The sequence below is a fragment of the Bradyrhizobium sp. Ses1 genome (genome assembly GCF_059512365.1).
Genome location: NZ_JCAMOQ010000001.1, coordinates 244,091 through 260,405 on the forward strand (window position 1 = coordinate 244,091; position 16,315 = coordinate 260,405).

The following is a 16,315-nucleotide window of genomic DNA, read 5'->3' on the forward strand; positions in this document are numbered from 1 at the left end:
CCAGGAGATTGCTTTCGGCATGATACCGCCCGCGCCGCTCAAACTGATCGCGCTCGATGCCGACGATCTGGCCGTGATCTCGGCGCATGTGCAGGATGCCCACGTGCAGGCCTCCGACATCGTCTGGCGCCAGGGCGAGAAGCGGCTCGTGGTCGGCATGTCCAGGCTCGACTGGGAGCAGACGCTGTCGGGCGAAACCGCCTCGCGCCGGCTGATCGCGGCGCTGCGCTTCGACCGCGTGCTTGCCTGCAAGTCACGCAAGATCAATTTGGAGGCGCCGGACGCCACCCTGGAACTGCTCGGCATCGAGTTTCACCAGGGCGCCGCCCCCGGCGGCAGCGCGCTGCTCCTGTTCAGCCAGGGCGCCACGCTCCGGCTCGACGTCGAATGCCTGGAATGCGAATTGACCGATCTCGGCCCCGACGACCTCGGCACCGCGCCGGCAGTCCCGGAGCTGCCGTAGGGTGGGCAAAGCGAAGCGTGCCCACCATTCCGAGCACGCCGTTAGATGGTGGGCACGCGGAGCCTGTCATCGGGCGCGCGTTCGCGCGACCCGTTGGCTTTGCCCACCCTTCTGGCCCGGGCCCCTTTGTCGGCCATCGAGGGTTGACGGCCCCTATCCGCCGCGCCATTGAGCAGGGACCCTGAATCCAAATTCAAGAACGCCCCATGCCCCTCCGCCTGGACCGAAGCAGCGCCGATTTCGAGCAGCGTTTTGCCGCCTTCCTTGCCGCCAAGCGCGAGGTGTCGGCCGATGTCGAGCGCGCCACGCGGGCGATCGTCGACGATGTGGTGGCGCGGGGCGATGCCGCGCTGATCGAGGCGACCCGCAAATTCGACCGGCTCGAGCTCGACGCCGCCGGCCTGCGCGTCACCGCGGCGGAGATCGATGCCGCGGTGACGGCCTGCGATGCCGCCACGGTCGACGCGCTCAAGCTCGCCCGGGACCGCATCGAGAGCTTCCATCAGCGCCAGATGCCGAAGGACGAGCGCTTTGTCGATCCGCTCGGCGTCGAGCTCGGCTGGCGCTGGAGCGCGGTCGAGGCGGTCGGGCTTTACGTGCCCGGCGGCACCGCGGCCTACCCGTCCTCGGTGCTGATGAACGCGGTGCCGGCCAAGGTTGCCGGCGTCCCGCGCGTGGTGATGGTGGTGCCGGCGCCCGACGGCAGGCTCAACCCGCTGGTGCTGGCGGCCGCCCATCTCGGCGGCGTCTCCGAAATCTATCGCGTCGGCGGCGCGCAGGCAGTGGCGGCGCTCGCCTATGGCACGGCCACGATCGCGCCCGTTGCAAAAATCGTCGGCCCCGGCAACGCGTATGTTGCCGCTGCCAAACGGCTGGTGTTCGGCAAGGTCGGCATCGACATGATCGCTGGCCCATCCGAAGTGCTTGTCATCGCCGACGACACCGGCAATGCCGACTGGATCGCCGCCGATCTGCTGGCGCAGGCCGAGCATGATACGAGCGCGCAATCGATCCTGATCACCGATTCTGCGCGGCTCGCCGCCGATGTCGAGCGTGCGGTGGAAGCGCAGCTCGCAACCCTGCCGCGCGCGGAAATCGCACGCGCCTCGTGGAATGATTTCGGCGCGATCATCCTGGTGAAAAAGCTCGACGATGCGGTGGCGCTCGCGAATGCGACCGCGGCCGAGCATCTTGAGGTTATGACTGCCGATGCGGAGGCGTTCGCGGCCAAGGTCCGCAACGCCGGCGCGATCTTCCTGGGCCCGCATACGCCGGAAGCGATCGGCGATTATGTCGGCGGCTCAAACCATGTGCTGCCGACCGCTCGCTCGGCACGGTTCTCGTCCGGCCTCGGCGTGCTCGACTTCATGAAGCGCACTTCGATCCTGAAATGCGGCCCCGACCAGTTGCGCGCGCTGGGGCCGGCCGCGATGACTCTCGGCAAGGCCGAGGGGCTGGACGCCCATTCCCGTTCCGTCGGATTGCGCCTCAATCTCTCATGAACAAGCCGCCCACTGAGGAGGACCCCAACAATCGCATCGTCGCGGTGACGCTCGATGAGGAATCGATCGGGCGTTCCGGGCCCGATATCGAGCACGAGCGCGCGATCGCGATCTACGACCTGATCGAACAGAACCTGTTCGCGCCGGCCGGCGCGGAGAGCGGGCCGTACACGCTGCACATCGCCATCACCGGCAACCGGCTGATGTTCGACATCAGGCGGGAGGACGGCACGCCTGTGGTGGCGCATCTGTTGTCGCTGACGCCGTTCCGGCGGATCGTGAAGGACTATTTCATGATCTGCGACAGCTACTACCAGGCGATCCGCACCGCGACGCCCGACAAGATCGAGGCCATCGACATGGGCCGCCGCGGCATCCATGACGAGGGCTCGCGCACGCTGCAGGAGCGGCTGAAGGGCAAGGTGCGCGTCGATTTCGAAACCGCGCGGCGGCTGTTCACGCTGATCTGCGTCCTCCACTGGAAGGGGCAGGACGCATGAGGCGCGCGCGGCCGCAATCCAACAAAGCTTGAGCGATGGGGGCGCCGCCCGCGCGCAATCCGCAGGCCGTATTGTTCGCATGCGGCCAGAACAGCGTGCGTTCGCCGATGGCAGCGAGCCTGCTGCAGCAGATGTTCCCGCAAGGGCTTTATGTGCGCTCGGCGGGCGTGAAAAAGGGCGAGCTCGATCCGTTCGCAGTCGCCGTGATGGGCGAACTCGGCCAGGATATCTCCGCCCACAAGCCGATCACCTTCGACGAGCTCGAGGATTGGGAAGGGCTGAACTTCGACCTCATCGTCACGTTGTCCCCGGAAGCCCACCACAAGGCGCTGGAGCTGACCCGCACGCTCGCCGCCGACGTCGAATACTGGCCGACCCACGACCCGACCGGCACCGAAGGCAACCGCGAGCAGAAACTGCAGGCCTATCGCGAAGTCTGCGACGGCCTCCTGACCCGCATCCGCCGCCGTTTTGCCAAGGCCGGTGCCACGAACGAGTAGGCGTATAATTGCCCACGTCGCTGCCACACACTCCTGCCTCTCCCTGCAAGGGAGAGGCCGGATTGCATCGCCAGATCCAATCCGGGTGAGGGTCCCCGGTCTATCGAGAGACGAGCGCACGCGGAGCCAACCCCTCACCCAATCGAGTCCGCGTCCACCACCTGAGCCGCCCTCTCCCACAAGGGGCGAGGGCACATCAACTCCCACGGCAACCTTCTCCCCTTGTGGGAGAAGATGGCGCGAAGCGCCGGATGGGCGATTCTCTCCGCACGCACAGGACGGCAGTCAGATGTCATCGTTGGCCGCGCGCTCACGGTTGCCCCCTTGTCGCTTCCCTGACAAAGAGCTGTGCTTATGGGGCGCGTATCCTCCTGATGGAAATGATTCGCAGCCGGGTTCCACGGTTGTGAAACAAGGCCCCTTCCGATAGGTTCCGCGCGCGCTTACCCACCCAATCCTGCTTCTTCCAAGAGCCTGCATGCTTGGCCGTCCCAAACTCGTTCTTGCTTCCGGCTCGCCGCGGCGGCTGGCCCTGCTCAACCAGGCCGGCATCGAGCCGGATGCGCTGCGTCCGGCCGATGTCGACGAGACCCCGCGGCGGGGCGAGCTGCCGCGCGCCTGCGCCAATCGTCTGGCGCGGGCCAAGGCCGAAGCGGCGCTGAAATCGGTGCAGCTCGACGACGACATCCGCGGCTCCTTCATCCTGGCCGCCGACACCGTGGTCGCGGTCGGCCGCCGCATCCTCCCCAAGGCCGAGTTGGTGGATGAGGCCGCGCAGTGCCTGAGACTGCTGTCGGGCCGTAACCACCGCGTCTACACCGCGATTTGCGTCGTGACCCCGAGGGAAGCGTTCCGTCAGCGGCTGGTCGAAACCCGCGTGCGTTTCAAGCGTTTGAGTGAGGATGACATCCAGGCCTATATCGGTTCGGGCGAATGGCGCAGCAAAGCTGGCGGCTACGCCGTGCAGGGCATCGCCGGCTCCTTCGTGGTCAAGATGGTCGGTTCCTACAGCAATGTCGTGGGCCTGCCGCTCTATGAAACGGTCACGCTGCTCGGCGGCGAAGGTTTTCCGATCCGATACGGCTGGCTGAACACCGCTACGGTTGGTTGAATGCCGGAACAGCGAAAACAGGCGGGCGCCGCGGAGGCGCCTGCGAAGGCCGAGAAGCCGTCCAGACCGTGCCCGATCTGCGGCAAGCCCGCCGAGCATGCGTTCCGCCCGTTCTGTTCCGCCCGCTGCCGTGACGTCGACCTCAACCGCTGGCTCTCCGGCACCTACATCGTCCCCGGCCGTGACGACCAGGCCGAGGAGGAATAGGTTAGATTTACCAATAAGTTGTGGAAAAGGCCGGTTCGATCAGGATCCCTCCGCCAGGCCGGGCTCGCCGCGCGGTAGCCAAAGGCGAAGGCGGGTGGACAGCGGCCCTCCACCCCACTATAACCCGCCCGCTCGCTCGGCCTTTTCCGGCCGTCTCGCGACCTGCCCAGGTAGCTCAGTTGGTAGAGCATGCGACTGAAAATCGCAGTGTCGGTGGTTCGATTCCGCCCCTGGGCACCATTCCTGAACAGATTTGCGAACCGAGGTTCGCGGTTGGCCGTTTGGACCGAGCGTGGCCCTGATATTGTCATTTGCGCCAATGATGCGGATGGTGCTGTCGCTAACGACGATGGCATCCACGATTGCGCTGAGATAGGCCTTCCGGGCTGCCACATCGCCTGACACGAGCTGTTCGCGCATCAGACGGGTGAAGCGGTCGATCGCGACAGGATCGGCCTCGATCGAGACCGCGCTGGACTTCTTGGCATAATCGAGGGCTTCGAGGGCCCGGTCCCGGGTCGTCTTCAGGGCGGCCACGCGCTCCTTCAGCGTCGGGTCCGTGCCATCGATGGTGCCGGCCTCGATCGAGGCATAGAGACGGGAGAGGCGGTCTTCGGCGTCGGTAACCTGACGGGCGAGATCGACCAGACGGCGGTCGGCGGAGGCCTGGCGGTCGTCGCGGCGGGCCTTTAGGGCGGTCAGGATGGCCATGACCCGTTCGGGCTGCAGGAGCTGATCCAGCAGGGCCTCGATGACGAGCTTCTCGATAACGGGGCGGGGAATTTTTCGGTTGCTGCAGGAGGCGCCACCGTCGTGCTTATGCTGCCCCTTTTTGATGGACTGGATGCATTTGTAATAGTTGTAGACGACGCCGGTCCGGGAAGTGCCGGTGGCGGTGGTCAGGGTGCAGGGCTTGGCGCAGTCGCAGCGGACAAGGCCGCCCAGCAAGGACGGCGCCGAGGCGAGCCGCGGCCCACGAGACCTCGGACGGCGCGAGACCAGCAGGGTTTGAACCGCCTCGAAGGTCGCCTGATTGATGATGACGGGAATTTCATATTCGACGATCTCGGACTGCGCTTTGCGCTCGCCGTCCCCCCTTCGAGCAAACTCGTTGAAGTTCCGCGTGCCCGTGTAGGCGCGGCGCGTGAGTATTTCGTGAATGGTGCCAGTCCCGAACAGCGAGCCGTTGCGCGAGCGATAGCCGCGCGCGTTCAACCACTCTGCGATCTTCTTCGTTCCGAGCGGGCCGCTGCTGCCGTCACCGTTTCTGGCCAGATCGAAGGCGCGGATCACGATCTCCGCTTCGACTGGTTCGACGGCTAGTTTCTTCTTCTGTTTGTTGCCGATCACGTCTGCGTCGACAGATTTGTAGCCAAAGGGAATGATGCCGCCGTTGGAGTAGCCAAGCTGCGCATTGGCCTTCATCGTTCTCATTGTGGATCTGGATGTCTCCTTGGACTGATATTCGTTCACGATGCCGATGAACTTCCTGAACATGTCGCCAGTGTCATCGTTAGCCAGCGGCTCGGCGTGCGAAATCAGTTCAACTTTGTGCTTGCGCAGCGTTTGAACCGTGAGCTCTTGCTCGACCTGGTTTCGGAAGGCCCGCGAGAACGAGTACACCATGATCGCGTCGATCGTGCGCGTGCCGTCGGTTGCGCGCGCGATCATCTGCTCGAACGCCGGGCGTTTCATGTTGGTGGCGGTTTCGCCCTCTTCGCGGAAGATGCCGGCGATATGGTCGCCATCACGCTTGCAACGCGCGATCAAATGCTCCTCCTGTGAATCGAGGCTGAGCTGATTATTGGACTGTTTTTCGGTTGAGACCCGAATATAGATCAGGACATTGCGTGGCCGCGGCCCGGCGGCATTATCCGGCGCTTCTGAGACTTGAAGGTTCTTGCGGGCCATCGGCAGCTTCCTCACGCGATACAAAGGGAGTCTAGCCATGCAGGGGAATCAGGGGAAGTGATACTTCGCCTGACCCCCCTGCACGGTTAAGATCAGGGGAGCGGGACCTCGTTCGCAACCACATTCCAGCGCTTCCGGAGGCCCTCCCACAAGAGCTCCTTGTGGCTCGTCAGCAGGATTTCAAACGTATCCTGCGCACCGTTGGGAATGCGACGGAATCCCTCCACGAACATGTCGTGACGCTGATCTTCCGTGAGCTCGCGCAACTGGCGGATGGCCGGCAGCCGACCGAGCACTCTGAAGCAGCTTTCCGGATCGGGGTCGAAATCGGTCTGGTTGGCGATCGCATCGATCGATGCGAGTACCAATCCCAGCGCGGCCTCAACGGCGAAGTCGGCAAAATGCTCGACCTGCATTCGCAAAATGGTGTTGGTGTCGAGCGGGAGGTTGTTGTCGGGCATGGTCGTGGTCCTTTCGGTTGGTTAGGGGGACGGCTTGCGGGAAGGAGCGAAGACGTCATCGAGTACCGCCGAGAAATATCGCTCGATGGCGTTGAGCTCGGCAGGCGCAATGGGTGTGGGATCCGCGACCTCATTGATCACGATCCAGAACTCGGGGTCGGACGGCCGCAAGGGAGTGGTCGCGCCGCCACTAGCTGTCGGGTGGTTCGGCACTGCCGCCATCGTCCGTGGCGCCGGCGAAATCGCGGGAGCGATCACACGGGGCTGCAGCCGCACCTTGGGGATGCGGGATTTAGCCACGGTAGTACTCCGCGCTCCGCTCGTAGTCGCGTCCATGGACCCGAGCGGGATGGTCGAGCAAGGGGTCGAGCGTGTAGGTCTTGACCTGGAGCCTGGAGAGGCGGCCGGCCAACCAGCCCAGTCGCCGCTCCGGCGTGATCGTTGCTTGCAGCCGTTCCGACAGCGGCAAATCGAGTCGGAGTTGCGTCTCGACCTCGCGACGATTGGCAAAAATTTCGAGATGATTCCGGGCACGAGAGAATGCCACATACGCGTCGTGCCTTGTCATCGCCGGGCCGGCCCAGACAAAGGCCTGATCAGTTGTCAGGCCTTGCGAGCCGTAGATCGTGGTGCTGTAGGCATGACCAAGCCTGGCTCGCCCATGTTCATCGGCGAGTTCCGACACCCGAAACTGTGCCTTTCGTCCGGCGATCTCGACGTGCAGCGTGGGATCCGGCGTATCAGGATCTTCGATACCGATGATGTTGGCCGTGGTGCCGTTGATGACGGCAAGACGGTCGTGCCGGATCAGGAAGCGGATGTCGTCACCGACCGCGAAAGACAGCGTCTGGCCGTGCCCAGACGGTGTCACGGCCACCACCTCGACGTCTTCGCCGATGATCCGCCCGTCGCGCTTCAGCCGGACGCGAACCTCGGCATTGAGGGCTCGCACCTGCGCGTTGGTCTTGGCGATCAACAAGACCTGCGGATGCGAGAGCGCGCGCTGCGCGTTCTCCCAAGCATCGACGATGTGCGTGACCGTCGCCTTCTCGCCGGTCGCAAAGGTGAGGAGACCTCGCTCCTCGAACGCGGCCAAGCCCTGCGCGGCGTGGCCCTTTGCAAAATCCGTCACGGCGGCGCGCATCCAGGCCTCGCGCTGGCGCACGATGGTGTCGACGCGGGTGGTCCCAGTGACACTGGCGAGAATGGAAAGGCCGGGACCTGCACCCAAGGCTTGCAGTTGCTCGCGATCGCCCACAATAACGACCTTTGCGTGTGCTTCCGCTGCCCTTTGGGTGATCGCCAGCATCTGGCGAGACGACAAAAGTCCAGCCTCATCCACGACGAGCACGGTATCGGCGTCGAGGAACTGCTCCTTGGTGCGGGCAAGCCAGGCGTCGGTGGCCATCGCTTGGATGCCGAGCTTTTGCAGCTCCTTGGCGACCTTCCAGGATTGGGACGTCCCAATGATCCGCCGCCTGGTGGCCTGCATGCCGCCGGAAGTCGCCGGGTCGGAATATGCGGCCACGATAGCTGCCAATGTGTTCGACTTCCCCGACCCGGCAGCGCCCTCGATCACGGCGATGGCGGCCGAGGTCGTCGCCATCTGCGCAGCGTACGTTTGTTCGTTGGACAGTCCGCGCGCGCGACAAAGCTGCAGAACATGCTCTGGGTCGGGCGCCGCGCGGTGCTCCTTCGCGAGCCGCTCGGCAACCGTTACGAGCTCACGCTCGATGGCGATCTGCGCAGGCGTTGAATAGATGGCCTGCTGGAGGCCATCCCGTCCAAGCTCGACGACACGACCGGCCTCGATCAGACGGTCGACTTCGTGTTCGACGCGCATGGCATCGGCGCCAGTACCAACCAGGCACGTGGCGACGGCCGCATAGAGGTGGCGCCGCTCGAACAGGCTTTCGTGCTCGGTAAGTTCAGCCGGAACGGCCGCGACGCGCTCGGCGATCAGTTGCTCTTGTTCAGCCTGATCCCAGGTTCGGTCGGCTCGCAGAGCCTCGATGAGCCGATCGATGTCCAGGAGCGGCGCGGCTTCTTCGGCCCACAAGGCGAAGCGATCGGTAGTCCGCTCCTCCGTCTTCGACGAACGCGTACCCAGAGCGATCGCTGCCGCCAAGGCCGGCGCTTCCGCGGACGACAACCCTTCGGCAGCGATCGCCTGCTCCACTTCTTTGCGCCTTGCCGAGAAATGGCGCTGCAGGGCCGTAAACTTCTGGCCGAGGGTCGTGTCGTCATGGCTCTGCGGCACGACGATTTCGAAAATGCCGTTCTTGCCGATTTCGCCGATTTCAAAGCCAAGTTTCTTCAAATTTGAAGAAAGTGCGAGATGGTACACGGCGCCGGCCGCCATTTTATAGGCAAACAAATGGCGGGCATCCAAAGCGCCGACGGTGCCATCATCGCGAACGCTGCAGTTCAAGATGACTTCGTGATTGTGCAAATTGGGGTCGGCGAAGATGCGGCCGTCATCGTGCGCGACAGGCCTTGCCTCGCCGTGCTGAAACGATGCCACAGATAAAGAGACCCGCTCCAGCCTGTGGCCGTTCTTCCCGCGGCGGCAGAACGCAGCGTTGCGATCGAGGAAGCCGATCGTCGCTTCGCAGGCCTCATGCTGGGCCTGCTCGATCGCACGACGTGTGTCGGGATCGGCCAGCGCGAACACAACCGAGACCGACTTCGGCGCCGAGAGCGTCAGGTCGATCCCGCCGACGTGGTCAGTCCTGTCGCCATTGTTCGACAACAAGGGCTGGCCGTCGGCGTCGAGACCGGCATGAAGGCGCTCGAACAGGGCGTTGTCGACACGCGCACCGTGAACCAAGCCGAAGTTGCCGGTGGCTGTGATCCAGCGGCCGGCCGGCTCCCCGCCGCCGACATAATACTCGGACTGCTTGCTGTAGTACTGCGCTGTCGTGCCAGCCGCGATCGTCGCGACCATCGGAACCTCCATCGAAGGAGGCCACAACAAGCACGCCTAAAAGCGCCGTGCCGTGCATTGCAAATTTTGCGATCGGCAAAATTTGCAATGCAAATGGGAGCGCCTAGATTCGTATGAACTTCGCTAGGATGCTTCTTGGCCTGATGGCGCAGACCTGAACAATCTCCAAAAATGCGCGTATTCGCCGCCGCGACAGCACAACACTTTTGTCGGCTTTATGGCGGACGATCTCTGCCAAAGCTACCCTCCGAGCTAAGGTAATATCCCATGATTGTGAGCCCAGCTTCCGGGACTACTCTCTGTTGCCGAGCTCTTGCGCGGGGATCCAAGGTTTACTGCCAAGCCATGCATCCGATCTGGATCGAAACGCACTTCAGCATGATCTTCGACCATGGGCATGGCTGCAGACCGTGGCTGTTTTCTAGCGTCATACAGCGGGCACGGTGGACGGCCCTTTCGTGGTTTTCGAGCCGGATCATACCGACCAGACGAACTGCCACCGCCGCAACGCCGTCCGCCCGCTACAGCGCTGTCCGGGGGGCGCGCATGCGGATAGCTTTGCGCTATTGAGCTACGCCACTACTGGGAACACGCCCGCGGCGAAGTAGGGCGGGAACGGCGCGGTCGTTGCCGCTTATACCCGCGTTGGAGGATGGCGTCCTCAACCTCTGCCAAGCTCAATTTGAATTTCTCGGCGATATCCTTGATCGTCGCCTCGCGCCCATAACAAAACGAGTAGCTCATCCGGACCGCCAATTCGAAAACGCGGCTTGTTGTGTCCTTGTGGCTTGTCTTTCTCTTCCATGTTGTCTCAGCTAACGTCGCTCTTGCCGCTTGCCATCCGTCTCGACGGGAGCGCCCATTCGACGATTTCCGGTGAAGCGGCAAACGATCAGAAAAGGCTCGGTAAGGGCCTGTCTCGACTTCTAATATCGGCTCTCTTGGCCTCCGAGCCGCTTCCGGTCGAGGCCTTGGCGTCGTTCAGATGGTTAACGATCCGTTCTGTCGGAATTGCTCGACTTGCTGGAGCCACCAAGCGCGGCGCGGCGCGTTCAGATCAAGCAACGGTCCGGCGACAACGATTTCCTCGGCATTGTCGTCCCCTTCGATCGGGACAATCATGGCTGGCTGGGTGGGATCGTCGTTCCAATTGTACCGGACCTCGACGTCTATTTCACCTCGCCCACCATACAACGTCGCATCAACCAAGGCCTGCCAGACATTATCAGGAAACTGAGCGCGAATGAGGCGTGGACCCGACCAGTCATCCCATGTCCTTTCCAATTCCTGCAGTGAATCTGGAGTGTCGGTCAATATCTCCTCGATCAGCCGAGCGAGCGAGGGGCTGAGCGTTGCACGATGGAATCGCTTTAGGCGACCGATCCATTCGGCGAGGTTGCCGAGATTCTGGCGAGCGAAATTATCGCGATGAACGTGGTCGTCACGCCAAATCGCTTCGTCCTCGAGACCGATCCCGCCGGCCAACATCGAGATGACATCAGCTCGGGCGGCGACCGGAACGCGCCTCATTTCAATCGGACAGGTGTCATTCTGCTCGAGGCCTGACTCAGTGAGTTTCAGGCGAAGCTCGGCCTCGTCATCTAGACGCTTTGCGTGAGCATCGCCTTGGACATAGGCTCGCCTCTCGCGGCCTTTCCAATCGGTCGCCTGTACGCGCAAGATAGCAACTGTCTGCAATGCCCAGAGCAAGAAAGCTTCTGGATTGAAACCTACATCACACCAAGCGCGGATCTCTCGTTCTACACGGTCCAAAATTTCCCTTCGGGTGTCGCTGGTCCAATCGCTATATAGTGCTCGTCCGTCCTTCGATGCAGTATTCAGAGTTACGGGATCCGCAGGATAGGCGATGACAACAGGCAAGCCATTTCGGCGCTCCCCGAGAATAGCCCGGGGCGCGACCAATAGAGTTCCTTGCTTGCATAGTATGGTTGTACCCGGCTCCGGGGCTCTTCCCTGGTCATCCGGGTCGCGCGCCCTGCGAAAACCGTCGTCGACCTTGCCGACAATGGGGCCTAAGGCATTTGCATGCGGATAGCGGAATATCCAATCAAGCCTGTAGTCGGCTCGGCATTCACGAAGGGCATCAGCGATTGCTTCGGCAAAGGAAGCGTTGACGAGGAAGGCATTCCAAGCCTCTTGGCTTCTTAGCGACCGTTTCGGGGATGGGCCACTTCGGAAGACCGGCGGCTCAAGCTCCGCGACGTAGCCGAACCGGAGAAATTTCTCCGTGTGCGACCAACTGTATGCTGCCATTCTGCCGTGCAGGCTGGCGGCGTGTACAGGTTCTGCTTGCCATAGGGGCTGCTTCGGGAATTCGTTTCGCACCCGCTGCAAGAGCCGGTCCGGAAACGTCTCGAATCGCCGGGGATCGTAAAATACCGAATGGACATAAGCCTCATCACCAGGGACGGGGTCCCGAGGCAGATCGAATTCCGGCGGAATGTCTCTCACCTCACCTACGTCGACCTCATTGTTCTCAACTGTAGCGGCGGCCTTGCGAAGTTCGGCAAACGGCATGACGGTCTCGTACTTGATTTGCGGTTGCAATGACGTGGAGGCGTGGACGTTTTCGGGATCGTATGATCCCGCGCTGTTTATGCAAACCGCGACTTCAGATCGCGTGAAGACGATCGTTCAAATTGCAAAGAAGAAGTTGATCCGCCGATTTCATTCCGGGATAGACCGTCTGGCGCAAGCCCGACAACATCGCCAGAGAGCCGGTCGACCCACGCGGTCCCACGATCGCGCCTCCACTCGACAAAATTTGCAATGCATTTCGTTTGCTTGATTGCAGCCGGCTGAAATAGCCAATCGAGCAGAGCGTTCCGCTGGGCTTGCGAGAGGTAGGTGACCATGTCAGTCCACGCAAAGATCCTGAAGGTCTCGCACGCGCTCGACGAAACTTGAAGCGCATCGCGGTTCCCCATTACGGGCGTCGGCTACGATCGATGAGGTGCTTGCCAGTTCTCCGCTCGCGTCGTCATGGCGGCATTCGACGGCAACATCCCGCACGACTACAGCGCGACCCACGTCGAACCCGAAGAACTGGCGGCCCTCTTTCCGGAGTTCGAAGGTGCCTTGAAGCTCGCCCAAGCATTGAACGAGGCCGGCGTGACATTGCTACCCAGGGTTCGTTGTTCGAGCGGGTGGTGGTCGCCATCTGGCAGAGAAGCGCGGCTGATGCCAAACAGGTCGGGCGTCGGTCCGGCCTGCTCGCAGACCGCCCGGAATCACCAAAGCACGCTGTACGGGGGCAAGTTGTCCTCGAACGGTCCAGAGCTTTTCCGATCATATCGACCCGAAAGCCTGCCCTTTGCAACCGCTCCTCGCTGTGTGGCCCTAGGACGACGTTCTTCACGCGACCTCCTTTTCAAAAAAAACCACAACCCGCGATAGAACGACCTCTCAATGCGGCGTTTCTGTCGCGGCGCGCCGTGCCGTCAAAGCCATTCGCTTCCGTGCTTCACGTGTGCAGCTCGGCCCTTAGGGGAGCCCGGCGGCTCGCTTTGACTGCGCTGCTTTTGCGCCTCGCCTGCAAGCGGCCATCGAGGTCGCCAAATGGCAGGCCCGCAAACGAAAGGGAGACTTCACATGACCAACCCAATCACGTTCTCTTCGCCGACGCATCGGATTTACGCAGTTAGCAAAAGCGGTAAGCAGAAAATCTGGCACGCAATCAGTGGCTTTGGCCGCACCGTGACGGCAACGGCTTCAGCCATAGACTTGATTGCCTGCCACTCAATGGCGCTGAGATCGTGATCTGCGAGATTGACGCCGACATCGACGCAAGCGAGGGCGGGCAATAACGCGCCCTGCGCCCCGACCCGGCCAGGGACGCGGTACAGGTTCGCACCAAAATATGCATTGCAAATTCCGCAAGTGCTTTTGATGGAGCTGCGGGACTAGAACCTCTCGTCTGGCATCGAGCACCTGTGCGACGATTGCCGATGAACAAGAGGCGGGACCCGATTGTCGGCAATCGGGGCACCTGCAAGAGTCCCGAGTTCGCTATGCGTCGCGTTATGTGGAATATGTGTCTTTTCATCACGGTCGTGTTCGGCGCAATCGTGCTCGGATATCCATTGGCCGTCATGGGACAGCACGGCGGTGATCTCGCGGCCTGGCCGGCGGACGTCATCAAACCGGATCGCTGGTTCGGCTATGTCGCTTCCCTCGATCTGCCCAATCTTCTTCGGCCCTACTGGTTCATGTTCCGCGGACAGTCGCCGGAGTTCGCCGGAGGCGGCCGTGTCGAGCTCGGTCTCACGCTCGTTGCATTCCTAATCATCACTGTGCTGCTGTTCCGGATCAAGAGGTTCGAGATAAAGCGCGATCCGAGCGCCATTCACGGTGCGGCCAGATGGGCGACCATGGCCGAAATCGGCAAGATGAATACTGGGCTTGAGCTAGGCATTGATAAAAGCACCGGCCGAGCCGTCCGTGTCTCGATCGAGGGAAATCTCCTGACCATTGCGCCCCCAAGAAAGGGCAAGACATCGGGTCTGCTGATCCCGAATCTGGCCTATCCCGAATTGGAAGCTTGGCTCGGGCCTGCCGTCGTGATCGATCCCAAGGGGGACGCCTACCGCGCCGTTGCCGGTCGGCGGCGCCAACTGGGACGCACCGTCCGATGCCTCGATCCTTTACAGCTTGTCGGCGGCACTGATAGCTGGAATCCCCTCGAAAACGTCGCCGCCGCTGACATTCTCTACCTGCAACATACCGCCCGGATGTTGCTGCCCGAACCGATCGGCAATGGCGACGGCGCGGCCACCTACTTCAACAATCGCGCCGTTGATCTGATCGTCGGCGCGATGCTCGTCGCCTTACATTCCCCGAAGCGGGACATCCCGGAAGTCTGGAGGCTGCTCAACAACGAGGATGATCTGATCAGGGGATTGCTGCTCCATAACGTGTCGCCCGCAGCCCAGGCAGCGCTGAAGATCATGCAAAGCGACCCCAAGGCGCGGGACACGATCATATCGACGGCGAGCCAAGCATTCGCATGGCTGAACGACGCACGGCCCGCCAGTCTGGTCAGCACCAATTCGTTTGATCTGAGGGATCTGACCCGCGGCGACGTCGATCTCTTCGTGGCGGTGCCATCCCGAGACAACCTGACCTTGGCGCCGTTCCTGCGATGGCTGTTGGCCGACATTTTCGACACCGTGCGCGAACATCACCCTGCGGAGCGCATGGTGATCTTCATCGACGAGGCGAACACGCTGGGCCGTTTCGACGCCGTCCTGAAAGCAACCGGCGAACTTCCCGGCCACGGCGCCAGCCTTTGGACGATCTGGCAAGATCGCGCCCAGATAGTGACTACCTATGGAGAATCAGGGGCCCGCACTCTGCTGAGCACGGCCGACATCGTGACGCTCTTCGACGTTCCGGCGACGGACCCCGATGAGAGCGATCGTTGGTCCCGTGCACTTGGAAGCTTTTCCGCACTCGTCGAGTCTCACTCGACTGGAGGTGGCAAGGGTACCGTATCGACGTCGACCACCTCGCAAGAGACGCGCCTGATGACGAAGGAAGAATTGACGACACTTGATAGCAAAGAGCTGATAGTTTTCCCCAACAGCCCGTTCTACACACGCCACCCAATCCGACTGCAAAAGACCGCCGCGCACAATGACGTCCGCTTCGAAAAATTGATTGCCAAGGTGGCGCCCGTTGCGCGCATCTAGGAGGCTCATCGGCGTGCCCTCCAACAGTGGAGGACGATGGCTTCGAGATTTTCTTTGATTTCGTCGGGCTCGCAAGGCGCGCCTGAAGTAGGTGGAGACCCGAGTACTCATGACGCTCAACTTAATCCGGCATCGGGAGGCGATTGATCCCTATTTCTGACACGAGACATCCAGCTAGATTGTCGGGCCGACACAATTGTCGCTTGAGTGAGCCGATCTTGCACGCTCGGCTGCCGCGGGCTCGACGGCGGCGCGTTCTGGATCGACACCGCCATCGCCGAAACCGTTCACCACGGCACCCGCCGTCTCAAACTCTCCGAAGGCGCGTCTTCCTGCTCATGCATTTCTCCCGTACTTGCGCATGGTTGGCCGACCGCAGCCGTTACCGCCCCTGCCGGTCGACGTACGCGAACTGGAGAGGCAAGGCCTTGTCGCGCCGGACGAGGTCGAGGCGGCGCGCGGCTGTCGCGAGCTGCTGCAGCTGCTGGAGCATTACTCAGGAATCGGCTTTCAGGAATTGCGCGAGGTGAATCCGCTCACACGCTTGCCCGTCGCTTTGATATCGAAGGGATTATTCTTGATCTCCTTGACAGGCGAAATACCAGCCAAAGGAAGAAAGACGCCGAAGTGCTTGGCGAAGTCCTGATACGGGCAAGCTAGTGGTTCGCGACTGATTGAGCGAGACGCCATCGGTAGCGACGATGAACTTGGCCTTCTCAGCAACAGTCTTTGGACTCTCGCGCAACAGCATCATGGTCTTGCTGACCATGCCGTCATCACAACCCGCAATATGGATGTGGTTGCGCTGGAGAACACCGCCCGGAACATCAGAGGGTTGGTGTTGCCAGCCCGCAGGCGCTTGATGGTAGTATCCTTGTTGCCGAAGGCGGCCAGGAAGGCGTAGAGAAACTGGCAGGGTCGAGAGGATGCGCCGCCAAAGCCGATACTGCCTCTTCAATTTCTACTGCGTTCATTCCTATTCCTTGGGCCCGGAGCCCAGGT

13 protein-coding genes, 1 tRNA gene and 2 pseudogenes are annotated in these 16,315 nt (G+C 62.0%); 9 read left to right on the forward strand and 7 right to left on the reverse strand.

The genetic code is table 11. The features are described 5' to 3' along the window. The first annotated feature begins 19 nt into the window (after positions 1–19). The 7 genes from AC5ZG5_RS01150 to AC5ZG5_RS01180 all read left to right on the forward strand — a co-directional run bounded on the left by AC5ZG5_RS01150 (position 20) and on the right by AC5ZG5_RS01180 (position 4,523). Positions 20–463 (forward strand): DUF2948 family protein, encoded by a 444-nt coding sequence (locus AC5ZG5_RS01150; protein WP_028164427.1) that lies wholly within the window; start codon positions 20–22, stop codon positions 461–463. A 206-nt stretch (positions 464–669) separates the two neighbouring features. Next, positions 670–1,965 (forward strand): histidinol dehydrogenase, encoded by a 1,296-nt coding sequence (gene hisD / locus AC5ZG5_RS01155; protein ID WP_456640762.1) that lies wholly within the window; start codon positions 670–672, stop codon positions 1,963–1,965. Further along, entirely contained in the window at positions 1,962–2,465 is a 504-nt protein-coding gene (locus AC5ZG5_RS01160; protein WP_028164429.1) for a UPF0262 family protein, read from the forward strand. Before hisD ends, AC5ZG5_RS01160 begins: the two co-directional genes overlap by 4 nt. Before the next feature lie 35 nt (positions 2,466–2,500). Beyond that, on the forward strand, positions 2,501–2,965 hold the full coding sequence (locus AC5ZG5_RS01165) for an arsenate-mycothiol transferase ArsC (RefSeq protein ID WP_028164430.1): 465 nt from the start codon (positions 2,501–2,503) through the stop codon (positions 2,963–2,965). Between the two features lie 478 nt (positions 2,966–3,443). Then, a complete protein-coding gene (locus AC5ZG5_RS01170; protein WP_028164431.1) occupies positions 3,444–4,076 on the forward strand; it encodes a Maf-like protein in 633 nt (210 codons plus the stop codon). Beyond that, a complete protein-coding gene (gene yacG / locus AC5ZG5_RS01175) occupies positions 4,077–4,283 on the forward strand; it encodes a DNA gyrase inhibitor YacG (protein WP_130229817.1) in 207 nt (68 codons plus the stop codon). It abuts the gene before it with no gap. 164 nt (positions 4,284–4,447) lie between these two features. Next, positions 4,448–4,523, forward strand: a tRNA-Phe gene (locus AC5ZG5_RS01180). Between the two features lie 513 nt (positions 4,524–5,036). On the opposite strand, the pseudogene AC5ZG5_RS01185 reads toward AC5ZG5_RS01180, so the two are convergent. From AC5ZG5_RS01185 to AC5ZG5_RS01210, 6 genes and pseudogenes are all read right to left on the reverse strand, one after another. Continuing rightward, positions 5,037–6,233 (reverse strand): annotated as a pseudogene (locus AC5ZG5_RS01185) (recombinase family protein); the annotation flags it as partial. Positions 6,234–6,286: 53 nt separating this feature from the next. Further along, positions 6,287–6,655: a hypothetical protein gene (locus AC5ZG5_RS01190; protein ID WP_456640763.1), complete on the reverse strand. Its 369-nt coding sequence runs from the start codon at positions 6,653–6,655 to the stop codon at positions 6,287–6,289. A 21-nt stretch (positions 6,656–6,676) separates the two neighbouring features. Then, positions 6,677–6,955: a hypothetical protein gene (locus AC5ZG5_RS01195; RefSeq protein ID WP_456640764.1), complete on the reverse strand. Its 279-nt coding sequence runs from the start codon at positions 6,953–6,955 to the stop codon at positions 6,677–6,679. Continuing rightward, entirely contained in the window at positions 6,948–9,614 is a 2,667-nt protein-coding gene (gene mobF, locus AC5ZG5_RS01200) for a MobF family relaxase (RefSeq protein WP_456640765.1), read from the reverse strand. The genes AC5ZG5_RS01195 and mobF overlap by 8 nt, the downstream gene beginning before the upstream one ends. A gap of 649 nt (positions 9,615–10,263) precedes the next feature. Further along, positions 10,264–10,407: a hypothetical protein gene (locus AC5ZG5_RS01205; RefSeq protein WP_456640766.1), complete on the reverse strand. Its 144-nt coding sequence runs from the start codon at positions 10,405–10,407 to the stop codon at positions 10,264–10,266. A gap of 176 nt (positions 10,408–10,583) precedes the next feature. Beyond that, positions 10,584–12,140 (reverse strand): hypothetical protein, encoded by a 1,557-nt coding sequence (locus tag AC5ZG5_RS01210; protein ID WP_456640767.1) that lies wholly within the window; start codon positions 12,138–12,140, stop codon positions 10,584–10,586. A gap of 1,074 nt (positions 12,141–13,214) precedes the next feature. Between AC5ZG5_RS01210 and AC5ZG5_RS01215 the strand changes: the two genes are divergently transcribed. Both AC5ZG5_RS01215 and AC5ZG5_RS01220 read left to right on the forward strand, forming a co-directional pair. Beyond that, complete coding sequence (locus AC5ZG5_RS01215) at positions 13,215–13,382, forward strand: hypothetical protein (protein ID WP_456640768.1); 168 nt, start codon at positions 13,215–13,217, stop codon at positions 13,380–13,382. 332 nt (positions 13,383–13,714) lie between these two features. Continuing rightward, positions 13,715–15,313 carry a type IV secretory system conjugative DNA transfer family protein gene (locus tag AC5ZG5_RS01220; RefSeq protein WP_456641009.1) on the forward strand — a complete coding sequence of 533 codons (1,599 nt, stop codon included), beginning with the start codon at positions 13,715–13,717 and terminating at the stop codon, positions 15,311–15,313. Between the two features lie 543 nt (positions 15,314–15,856). On the opposite strand, the pseudogene AC5ZG5_RS01225 reads toward AC5ZG5_RS01220, so the two are convergent. After that, positions 15,857–16,287 (reverse strand): annotated as a pseudogene (locus AC5ZG5_RS01225) (type IIL restriction-modification enzyme MmeI); the annotation flags it as partial. Between the last annotated feature and the right edge of the window lie 28 nt (positions 16,288–16,315).

Coding starts and splice junctions, on each gene's coding strand:
- AC5ZG5_RS01220 (WP_456641009.1), top strand. CDS start 13,715: ATGGGACAGCACGGCGGTGATCTCGCGGCCTGGCCGGCGGACGTCATC.
- AC5ZG5_RS01205 (WP_456640766.1), bottom strand. CDS start 10,407: ATGGAAGAGAAAGACAAGCCACAAGGACACAACAAGCCGCGTTTTCGA.
- AC5ZG5_RS01190 (WP_456640763.1), bottom strand. CDS start 6,655: ATGCCCGACAACAACCTCCCGCTCGACACCAACACCATTTTGCGAATG.
- AC5ZG5_RS01150 (WP_028164427.1), top strand. CDS start 20: ATGATACCGCCCGCGCCGCTCAAACTGATCGCGCTCGATGCCGACGAT.
- AC5ZG5_RS01210 (WP_456640767.1), bottom strand. CDS start 12,140: ATGCCGTTTGCCGAACTTCGCAAGGCCGCCGCTACAGTTGAGAACAAT.
- mobF (WP_456640765.1), bottom strand. CDS start 9,614: ATGGAGGTTCCGATGGTCGCGACGATCGCGGCTGGCACGACAGCGCAG.
- hisD (WP_456640762.1), top strand. CDS start 670: ATGCCCCTCCGCCTGGACCGAAGCAGCGCCGATTTCGAGCAGCGTTTT.
- yacG (WP_130229817.1), top strand. CDS start 4,077: ATGCCGGAACAGCGAAAACAGGCGGGCGCCGCGGAGGCGCCTGCGAAG.
- AC5ZG5_RS01160 (WP_028164429.1), top strand. CDS start 1,962: ATGAACAAGCCGCCCACTGAGGAGGACCCCAACAATCGCATCGTCGCG.
- AC5ZG5_RS01170 (WP_028164431.1), top strand. CDS start 3,444: ATGCTTGGCCGTCCCAAACTCGTTCTTGCTTCCGGCTCGCCGCGGCGG.
- AC5ZG5_RS01215 (WP_456640768.1), top strand. CDS start 13,215: ATGACCAACCCAATCACGTTCTCTTCGCCGACGCATCGGATTTACGCA.
- AC5ZG5_RS01165 (WP_028164430.1), top strand. CDS start 2,501: ATGGGGGCGCCGCCCGCGCGCAATCCGCAGGCCGTATTGTTCGCATGC.